We start from the raw sequence: 10098 nt of genomic DNA, 5'->3' as shown, positions 1-10098 counted from the left end.
GCGGCATGTTCCTCAGCCCGCTCGTGCCGGACGTACCCGCTACGGTTGCAGGCGAAATGGCACCCGAAGAGGGTACCAATCCCGGCACCGATTCCAACGCCGTGCCCGAGCATTTCCTCGTGCCGCAGGCGGTCAAGCACATTGCCCGCGACCCGCTGGATGAGTTCTTCGACCCCGCGGCGGTGCGCCGAAAGTTCCTGCGCACCTCCAGCGGCATTAAGAAGGTGCTGCTGGACCAATCGGTCATCTCCGGGGTGGGCAATATCTACGCCGACGAGGCGCTGTGGCGGGCGCGACTACACTACGCGAAGCCCGCACGCGCCCTAAGCGCCGCCCAAACCCGCGAACTGCTGGAAGCGGTCACCCAGGTGCTGCGCGAGTCCCTGGCGGCTGGCGGCACAAGCTTCGACGCCCTGTACGTGAATGTGCTGGGCGAGTCCGGCTATTTTGAGCGCTCGCTGAATGCCTACGGTCGTGCCGGGGAGCCCTGCCACCGTTGCGCGGAGGCGGGCCGCACCTCCCTGATCGTGCGCGAACCGTTCCAGAACCGCTCCTCCTATCGTTGCCCGCACTGCCAGCGGGCGCCACGCTCCCGATAAGTAAAGGCTCTCGATAAGGCTTACGATAGGCACAAACTCACGCTAGATACGCAGATGACGGCGTAGCTACGTTCCTCCCAGATGGGGGATGTAGCTACGCCGTCATTCGTTTAAACCCTATTTTTCTAAACCGGGGCGGGGGAGCCAACCCGAACAGAAGCAACTAGCGGCTGTACTTGTCCCCGCTGTACCTGTCGCCGTAGAACAAGCCCAGACGCTCGTAGCCTTCCTCAATCGACACGGAAGGCTCCCACTGCAGAAGCTCACGGGTGCGGCGCTGATCAAACCAGTGCGCGGTCGACAGCTGCTCGGCGAGGAACTCCGTCATCGGCGGCTCATCACCGGCAGTCACGTTCTTCGGCAGACGCTCCCACACGCGCTCAATGACCTTACCCGCCAGAGCCGCAACCTTCGCCGGAACCGAGAAACGCGGGGCGGGAACGCCCACCGCCTCGCAGAAACCACCGAGCAGCTCAGCGATAGTGCGCGGCTGACCGTTCGTCACCACCAGCGCCTTGCCCGCAAAAGCGTCGAGGCGCTGATAGCCGCGCACCAGCGCATCGGCGGCGTTATCAATGTAGAGCGTATCAATCAGACCCGTACCGCCAGAGAGTAGCGGCAGGCGACCCGCGGCGGAACGCTCCAGAATGCGCTCGACCAGCTGGGTATCGCCCGGCCCCCACATCAGGTGAGGACGCAACGCACCCACACGCAAAACCCCGCCACCGGGCAGGGGAGTACCGTTCGCCTCCAGCGCCAGGAGCTCAGCGGCAGCCTTCGAACGCGCATAGTTACCGCGCGCATGCTCCGGGGACGCCACGCCGGCACCATCACCCACAATCGCCGCACCGGCATGAGCCACCGACGGTGAAGAAATGTACAGGAATGAAGACACCGAATGGTTCAGCGTCGCCTGCAGCAGGGTGCGGGTGCCCTCAATGTTGATGCGCTCATAATCAGCCCACTCGCCGCTGACCGAAACCTTCGCCGCAGCATGCACCACGCCGTTCACACCGGTCATCGCCAGATCCACAGCCTGCGCGTTCGTAATATCGCCGCGCACCTGCTCAAAACGCGGGCGAATCGAATCGGGCAGCAGAGCCGCAATACCCGAATCGCCGCGCTGAAAAACGCGCACATCGTAGCCGGCACGCAGCAACGCAAGCACGCTCTCACGACCCAGCAGGCCGCTCGCACCGGTAAAGAGGATGCGCTCGCCAGTGCGCGGCGCAAAGTCGGGCTCCTCAATCGGGCGCAATGAACGCGGGGCGGGGTCGCTGTAGCGTGCCGCCAGCGGCTGCGCCGGCTTGCGGAAACGAGCCGTCGGGGAAGTCACCGCGTGCGAAGTCGACAGGCGGGATGTAGACAGGCGGGGTGCAAACTCATGGGAAGAGGACTCCCGCGAAGAATGAGGGGACATCATACTCCTTAGACTTAGAGATCCGGCAGGCGCTTACGCCCCCGCAAGGACCTTCGACGCCCACTCACCCAGGGCGGGGCGGTCAATCTTCGAATTGTGGCGAATATCGGTCGGATGCTCGTGCACCACCAGCACCGCGGCAAGCTCCACGCCGGTATCCTCGGCGACCTTCTGACGCACCAGCTGCGAGAGCTCGAAGGGAGCCACACCCTCCGCAATGGGGAAGCGGTGAGCGCCGGGCACGCGGTCGAGCAGGGCACGCTTGAGACCAGACGCCGACTGGCGCGCCTCCAACGCGGTGGTATTCGCGGAAGCCTCAATGACCAGCACCGGGGCGGCAGTACCCGCAGGACCCACCGCGACCAGGGCGGCGCGGCGTACCTCCGAAAGCGACTCGGCGGACTGCTCCGCCGCAACCGGGGTCAGCACACCCTGCGAAGTCAGCAGTACGTGCGCGAGGCGACCCTCAACCCACAGACGACCCGAAGTGTCCAGGTGTCCGACATCACCGGTATGATGCCAACCCGGAGTGCTAATGGACTGCTCCTCGGTCACCCACAGGGTATCGTAGCGGTCCTTCACATGCGGCGCCGACACCAGAATCTCACCGGTCACACCCGGCTCATGGGTCAGCTCATCCGCCACCGAACCGTCCTGCAGCAGCGGCGCAATAGCCACCGCCGCACCGTAGACCGCGAAACCAACGCACACGCCATCACGAGCGAACGGGTCGAGCACCTCACCGGCAGCATTCGGGGTGCCCTCAGCAATCGCCTGGCGAATCATCTCAAACGACACATCGGTCACCGGCAGACCCTCGGTCATGCCGTACGGGGTGTGCAGGGAGGCGTTCGGCACCAGAGCGGAGAGCGCCTCCAGCAGGGGCACAGGAATCGGCGCGCCAGCACTCAGCACCGTCTGAACCTTAGCCAACGCCGCACGCTGCTCACCGCTCAGCTCATCGGCGGTTGCCACAACATTCACCAGGGCGGCGGGGGACGCAAACACGACCGACGCATCAATAGCCGCCGCAGCCGAGGCAAGGGCAGAAGCCGTCAGAGTCTTCGGGCGGGTCACATCCATCGTCGGGGTCACGCTGGTAGCACCCAGCGCCGGGCCCAACAGCGCAAACGGCGCGAAACCAGCCACCAGACCGCTACCGGGCGCAAAACCGTACGTATTCGCAATGGCATCACGCATACCCGCCAGCTGACGCTGCGTGTACACCACACCCTTAGCCGGGCCGGTCGAACCGGAGGTGTACAGCACCGCCGCATCAGCATCCGGCACGGGGGAGGGGAACTCCACCACGGTCGGGGTGGGCACCGGCGCACCCGGAGTACCGTCAGCGGCGGGCGCGGTAAACACCGAACCGGCAACACCCAGCAGCTTCTCCTGCACCGAACCCAGCGGCTCCACAGAAATACGCACGCCCGGCCACAGCAGGGTACGGGCGGCACTGAGCGCGGCGGGAATACCCACCAGGAAGCTCGGGTTAGCGCCCTTCAACGCGCGAGTCAGACCCGGCAGACCCAGACCGGTATCAGCCACCACAATGACAGCGCCCAGCTTCAGGCAGGCGTAAATCAGGGTGGTCAGGCGGGCACCCGGAGGCACCATCAGGTTCACGCGGTCGCCCGGGCGCACACCCAGGGCGTGCAGGCGGGTTGCGGCGGCGTTGACCTGCTGGTTCAGCTCAGCCCAGGTCAGGGTCACAGACACGGAGGTGCCGTCCCCCTTGGGATCCATGTCCACCACGGCGGTGGAGGTGTCGTCGGCGCGTTCGGTGAGGGCCGCGAGCATGGGGCGGAACGCCTCGGGAACAGCGCCCTCAGTGCCCTCAGTCGTAACACCAGCGGCGGCGCCCTCGCCGCTACTAAGACCGTGGCGGCGGGCGCGGGCGGCACGATGCTCCGCCTCCGCATTACGCGCCGGAACCAGCACACCATCCTCCAACGTGCCAAAGGTCTGCGCAAGCCACGAAATCATGGGGGTAGCAATATCGTAATCCTCAATGACCAGGTGCGAGGCCTTCTCGTAGCGGTGCACCTTCGCCTGCGGCATGCGCTCCATCAGGTCGAACAGGTAGCGGCGCTGGAACACCGGATCCTTCGTACCCCACTGGAAGAACGCGGGCACATCCAGATCACGGATCTGCTCGGCAATACGCTGCATCGGGGCGTAAGAGGGAATATCGGTGCCGGTCGGAATATCGCCCACAAAATTACGCACACCCTCACGCCACGCCGGATGAGCGTAGGGGGCGCGGTAGGTGCGGTAAATCGCCTCGTTCAGCGGGCTCGGGTACAGGCGCTTGGGCTGCTTACCCTTCGGCTGCGGCAGGGCACCATCAAGCGCCCCGGCACCGGCAGAACCCGGTGCGGGCAGGCGGCCCTCATTCTGAGCCAAACCCAGGGTCACATCAATAAACGCGGTCGAATCGTGAGTACCCCACTCGTGCACACCCAGCGCCAAGCGCAGGGCGGCAGGGATATTCTCAATGCCGTCATGGTAGACCGCGGTGTTCGTCAGCATCACGCCCGAAAGAATCTCACGATGCTCCAGCGCCCAACCAAAGGACACCAGGCCACCCCAGTCGTGGGCGAGGGTCACGACCGGCTTATCGGTCTCATCCAGACCGAGCGCCTTCGTGAAATCACCCAGGTCAGCAATACGGTCGGTCAGGGTGCGGCGCTCGCCCTCCAAATCCAGGTGGGTACGCTCCGAATAACCCATATCAATCTGATCGACCGCCACCACACGCCACGGGGCGCGCTCATTCACGCCCGCATCCAGCACGGTACGCCACAGGTACGACCAGGTCGGGTTACCGTGCACGCACAGAATCGTGCCAATCGGCTCCAAACCCTGCTCGACCAGCACCGGAAGGTTATCCAGGTAGTGCCAGCGGCGCGCGCCAGCCTGCTGCGCCCGCAGCTCAATGGGGGCGGAGGTGGGCACCTCCAGAAAGTGGGAGTAGCGCGGGTTCACGCCCGCCCATTCCTCCGGGTTATAGGGAGGCTGAGCCTTAGGGAAGTTCAAATGGCGCATGCTGGGGGAATCCTTCCGGATCGAATCGGTGAATGTCTACCGCACAAAGGTTAGGGTGGCCGGCTAAGGGCTGCCGGCTAACGGGTTACCACTGAATCTCAAGCAGGGCAGTGTTCAGACCAGAACCCACACCCATGCACAAAATACGGTCGCCCTTCGTGTAGGTCGGCGCGCACTCGGCGAGAGTCATCGGCAGAGCCGCCGCAGCCACATTGCCCCACTTCGGGAAAGTCATGGGGATGCGCTCACGCTCAATACCGACCGCCTCAATAATGGCGTTCGTGTGGGCGTTCGAAATCTGATGGGTCACGTAGGAGGTCATGTCGTTCCACTCCCAGCCGTCCTGATGCGCCTGCTCCCAGGCCTGCGCTACCAGCTCCAGGCCGTGCTTGAGCAGGCCCTCGGCGTCAGTGTTCATGCCCTGATCAGCCTCGCCACCGATGCACAGGTTACGGTGCTCGGTGCCCGCGCGGGACACCGAACCGATGATGCGGTGGCCCTCCGGGTGGCGGTCAGCGCGACCAATCACAGCCGCCGCCGCACCCGAACCGAGGGTCAGGGTCGCGAACTGCGCCAGCACATCCTCGCGGGTCGAATCGGGGTTGTTCAGGATGCGCACCGCGGTACGGTGCCACGGGGAAGGATCCTCGCCAGCCACAATCAGGGCGTAGTCGATAGCGCCCGCATCAATCATGGTGGAGGCGACAGTCATCGCGTTTACGAAGCCCAGGCAGGCGTTCGTAATATCGAAGTTCAGGGCGTGACGCGGTAGTTCCAGGCGGTCATGCACGCCCACCGAAACGGCGGGCTCAAAGTTATCGCGAGTCACCGAAGCGTTAATCAGCAGGCCAATCTGGGAACGGTCAATGCCCGCCTCCGCAATAGCCTTCTCGGCTGCGGCAACCACGCCGTCCTCGAAGGTCTGACCCTCAGCCCAGCCGCGGCGAGTACTAATACCGGCAAGGCGCTCCAGCAGGCCCTTGGGCATGCGCAGACGCTTATAGGTTTGGGCCAGCTGCTCATCGAAGTAGTCGCTCGTGACGACCTCCGGAGGCAGCTCGTGGGTGATGGACAGCAGAGCTGCGTTAGCGTGGCGAATGTCAGAGTTCATGCCAATTTTATCGGCGGATGCATTCAACAATGGTGTGGACCTTGAAAATAGAAGTCAGTGGGATACATAGAAAAACGCGGGGATGCGAACAGCGGCCCCGCAGAATTCGTGATGCTCATTCCAATCTACCGCACCGACCGGGCGAACCCGTATCCGTAGACCCAATATGAACGCGCCGTTCACCCCGCGCGTAAGATGATGCACAATGAGGAACTTTGAGTCACCTTCGCCCCTCGCACGCTACCGCCGCCCGCCCGCCGCACCGCGTACACTAGAGGGATGCCGCCACGCACCGCAGAACGTGCCCGGCACACACCAGTTCTCTTGCAGAAAGGCCCCTTGTGCACCTGATGTCGCTGACCCTGCGCGGGTTCAAGTCTTTCGCCTCCGCCACCACTTTTGAGTTCACCCCCGGCATTAACGCGGTGGTCGGACCCAACGGCTCCGGCAAGTCCAATGTGCTGGATGCGCTCGCCTGGGTGATGGGCGAGCAAGGCGCTAAGAGTCTGCGCGGCGGCAGCATGAAGGATGTGATCTTTGCGGGCTCCGGCGAGGCTGGTTCGGGCGACGGCGCCCAGCGTGCGCCCCTGGGCCGCGCCAAAGTCACCCTGATTTTCGATAATTCTGATGGCACCCTCAGCATTCCCGCTAATCGGGTGCAGATTTCGCGCACCATGTTCCGCTCCGGCGGCAGCGAGTACGAGATTAACGGTTCCCCGGCGCGCCTTGCCGATATTCAGGACCTGCTCTCGGAGGCGGGCCTGGGTCAGCAGATGCATGTGCTCGTCGGCCAGGGCCAGCTGGATGCGGTCCTGCACGCCACCGCCCAGCAGCGCCGCGACATGATTGAGCAGGCGGCAGGCGTGGTCAAGTACCGCCGCCGCCAGGAGAAGACCAGCCGCAAGCTGGAGTCTGTGGCATCGAATGTGACCCGCCTGAGCGACCTGGTTGCCGAACTAGATTCGCAGCTGCAGCCGCTGAGTGAGCAGGCTGAATCCGCCGCGACCGCACGCCAGCTGCAGGCGCGCATCCGCCAGCTGGAGGCAGTACTTTTGGCTCGTCAGCTCGGTGTTCTGCAGGCTGAGCAGGCGCAGGCTCTCGCCTCCGAAGCGGAAGGTGCCCGCCGCGCCGAAACCCTGAAAGAACAGCTGGAGGCGGCGCGTGCCGCATCCGCGAAGCATCAGCAGGAGCAGAACCGCCTGAACGCCGAGGTCACCGCCTGCCAGAAGGCCGTGTCGACCCTGCGCGAGTCCGCCGCGCGCGTGCGCACCGTGCAGTCCATCGCCGCCGAGCGCGTGCGCACCTACCGCGTGGAACTGACCGAGGCGACCGCCGCCGCCCGCGCCGGATACGAACGCGCCCTGGAACTGCTTGAGGAGCGCCGCGAAGAGGCAGAGCGCGCGGTGGAAAGCTACGCTAGCTTTGAGGAACGCTACGATGCGGCGCTGAAGAATGTTGAGAAGGCGGCTTCCGAGGTGGCGCAGACTGAGCGCGCCTCGGGTGAGGCTGCGCAGTCTCGTGCCCGCGCGCAGGCTCAGCTGGATGCCGCCCGCGCCGCTGCGGTGGAGGCGACCCGCGCCTACGCGGCGGCGGCTGAGCGTGCCGCAACCCTGCGTGAGGCGCTGGGCCAGAGTCTGGGGGAGGTGCAGAGCCTGGGGGAGGCGCCCGCCGAGCTCGGCGCTGAACCCGCCGAGGCGGTGTTCGACCCTGAGACCGGCGAGCTCATGGATTCTTCGAGCGAAGGCGCGAGCTTGCTGCGCGTGCTGGATGCCGTGCAGATTGACCCCGAGTATGCCCGCGCGGCGTCTGCGGCGCTGACCTCGCTGGCGACCGCGGCGTTGAGCGTGCCGGTTGAGGGCGCCGAGGTGTCGCAGCTGCGCGGTGATATTGCCGGTAATAATGACGGCGAAACCGCCCTGCCTGAAACCACCCTGCCCGAATCCTGCGCCGCCGAACTGCGCGAACTGGGTATCCGCCCCGCAACCGAGATCATTGAACCGCTCAGCGAGGACGCCGCCGCGCTCGCCGGCATCGACGAGCATGCCCTGGCGCGCGTCACCGCGGCGCTGAGTGAGCGCCTGGCGGGTGTGCTGTTCGCGCCGGATGCCGCCTCCGCAGAGCAAGCCCTGCACCTGCTCACCGGGAATGAAAGCGCAGGTCAGCGCACTATCTGGCGTATTTTTGACCCCGCAGGCACCGAGCACACCCGCTACAGCTTGCTCTACCCGGCTGAGGGCGCCAGTCCCCTGGAACTTGCCGCCGCATACCGCGCCGCATCCCAGGTTGTGACCCGCACCCGCGCCGAACTGGACGAGGCCGAGCAGGCCGTTCAGCAGGCTCAGACCGCGGCAGAAGCGGCGGTTGAGACAGAACGCGAGACAGCGAAGGCGGCGGGCGTGGCGAGCGCCGAGCATGCCCGCGCCCGCGCCCAGGCGGAGTCCCTGGAAGCATCCGCGCAGAATATTCAGGCTGAGCGTGCCCGCCTGAACGAGCGCCTTGCCGCCGCGGAGGAATCCGTGGCGCAGGCGCGTGTCGCCTACGAGTCGGCGCGCACCCGCGAGGATTCCTACCTGGCGGGCACGGGGGAGCAGGCTCCCGCGGCGAAGATTGAGCGCCGCGCCCAGCGTTTGGGTGAGGTGCTTGCCGAGCAGGTGAGCGAGCGTGAGCAGCAGCTGCACGCACTGAGTACCGCTCTGAAGAACGCCCAGGAGGGTTCGACCAGCACGAACGATGAGGTGCAGGATCTGCAGGCGGCGCACGCGGCGGCGCTGACCCTGCTGGCGCGCACCCAGACGGAGGCGGCGCGCGTGCAGGAGCGTGTGCAGGCGCTGGCTGAGCGTACCCGCCTGGTGACCGGTTTGACCCTGGAGCAGCTGCAGGAGGAGTACTCCGAGCAGCTACCGGTTGACGTGCCCGCAGCGGAGACTGCCGAAAATTCCGCCACCGAAAATCCCGCCTCCGAAAATCCCGCCACCGAAGCGGCGGCGGAGACTACCGAAGCCTCCACCGAGAGCGTCCGCACTCGCCTCAAGGCAACCCGCGCCGAACTGGAGGCGCTCGGCGCCATTAACCCGCTGGCGCTGGAGGAGTACGAGGCGCTTTCTGAACGCCACGCCTACCTGAACCAGCAGATTGAGGATTTGAAGGCGACCCGCCGCGACCTGAACACGGTCATGGACGAGGTCAGCAGCCACATTGCGGAGGTTTTCACCGCCGCGATGGAGGACATTAACACCCACTACCGCCGCATCTTTGAAACTCTCTTCCCGGGAGGCGAGGGCCACCTGGAGCTGGACGACCCGTCCGATCCGTTGAATTCGGGTGTGGAGATTCACGCGCGCCCGGCGGGTAAGAAGGTTAAGCGCCTGTCGCTGCTGTCCGGCGGTGAGCGTTCGCTCGCTTCGCTGGCGCTGTTGATTGCGATTTATATGTCTCGCCCTTCGCCGTTCTACGCCCTGGACGAGGTTGAGGCGGCGCTGGATGACCGTAACCTGTCGCGCCTGCTGCAGGTGATTGGTGAGCTGGGGGAGCGTTCGCAGCTGATTGTGATTACGCATCAGAAGCGCACGATGCAGATTGCGGAGACCCTGTACGGGGTGTCGATGCGCGGTGGTGTGTCGACGGTGCTTTCTCAGCAGATGGAGGAGCTGCGCGAGTTGCTGTAGCTCGCCGCGCTTGCCTAACCCTACCGCACACCCCTCAACCCGCGCGCCCCTGCCTAGCCTCGCTTGCCCATCCTCTAAACCTTGCCAGACGAGCCACCCCATACCCGTGCGCGCACCCACCCGGCGAACGTCACATGTCCTAGGAATGGTCATGTGCACCCCAGGGTACTGTTCACCGCCTGCGCCCGGGTACTATAGGGGGATATGTGCGAACGCCGCCCCGCCCTACCCGCGGTTGCGTGGTGTTTCGCT

The 10098-nt window shown here is 65.2% G+C and carries 4 protein-coding genes and 1 pseudogene; 2 read left to right on the top strand and 3 right to left on the bottom strand.

Annotated features, from left to right (window positions below):
- A pseudogene (locus tag Q0216_RS01420) lies at positions 1-599 on the top strand (DNA-formamidopyrimidine glycosylase); the annotation flags it as partial.
- Between the two features lie 163 nt (positions 600-762).
- Here Q0216_RS01420 and Q0216_RS01415 read toward each other — a convergent pair.
- The 3 genes from Q0216_RS01415 to Q0216_RS01405 all read right to left on the bottom strand — a co-directional run bounded on the left by Q0216_RS01415 (position 763) and on the right by Q0216_RS01405 (position 6181).
- Positions 763-2019 (bottom strand): NAD(P)-dependent oxidoreductase, encoded by a 1257-nt coding sequence (locus tag Q0216_RS01415; RefSeq protein WP_298592349.1) that lies wholly within the window; start codon positions 2017-2019, stop codon positions 763-765.
- A gap of 33 nt (positions 2020-2052) precedes the next feature.
- The gene (locus tag Q0216_RS01410) at positions 2053-5070 is read right to left on the bottom strand and encodes an alpha/beta fold hydrolase (protein ID WP_298592345.1); all 3018 of its coding nucleotides are present in this window, start codon (positions 5068-5070) and stop codon (positions 2053-2055) included.
- Between the two features lie 85 nt (positions 5071-5155).
- A complete protein-coding gene (locus Q0216_RS01405) occupies positions 5156-6181 on the bottom strand; it encodes a 3-oxoacyl-ACP synthase III (RefSeq protein WP_298592343.1) in 1026 nt (341 codons plus the stop codon).
- Positions 6182-6531: 350 nt separating this feature from the next.
- Between Q0216_RS01405 and Q0216_RS01400 the strand changes: the two genes are divergently transcribed.
- Complete coding sequence (locus Q0216_RS01400; protein ID WP_298592347.1) at positions 6532-9846, top strand: chromosome segregation SMC family protein; 3315 nt, start codon at positions 6532-6534, stop codon at positions 9844-9846.
- Positions 9847-10098 lie beyond the last annotated feature (252 nt).

The sequence above is a fragment of the uncultured Rothia sp. genome (assembly GCF_937976295.1).
Classification (GTDB): Bacteria; Actinomycetota; Actinomycetes; order Actinomycetales; family Micrococcaceae; genus Rothia.
Note: the sequence above shows the minus strand (reverse complement) of the source record. Positions and strands in the feature narration are given on the sequence as shown.

What these genes read in the sequence shown, in the direction of transcription:
- Q0216_RS01415 (WP_298592349.1), bottom strand. Translation starts at nt 2,019, where the DNA reads ATGTCCCCTCATTCTTCGCGGGAGTCCTCTTCCCATGAGTTTGCACCC.
- Q0216_RS01410 (WP_298592345.1), bottom strand. Translation starts at nt 5,070, where the DNA reads ATGCGCCATTTGAACTTCCCTAAGGCTCAGCCTCCCTATAACCCGGAG.
- Q0216_RS01405 (WP_298592343.1), bottom strand. Translation starts at nt 6,181, where the DNA reads ATGAACTCTGACATTCGCCACGCTAACGCAGCTCTGCTGTCCATCACC.
- Q0216_RS01400 (WP_298592347.1), top strand. Translation starts at nt 6,532, where the DNA reads ATGTCGCTGACCCTGCGCGGGTTCAAGTCTTTCGCCTCCGCCACCACT.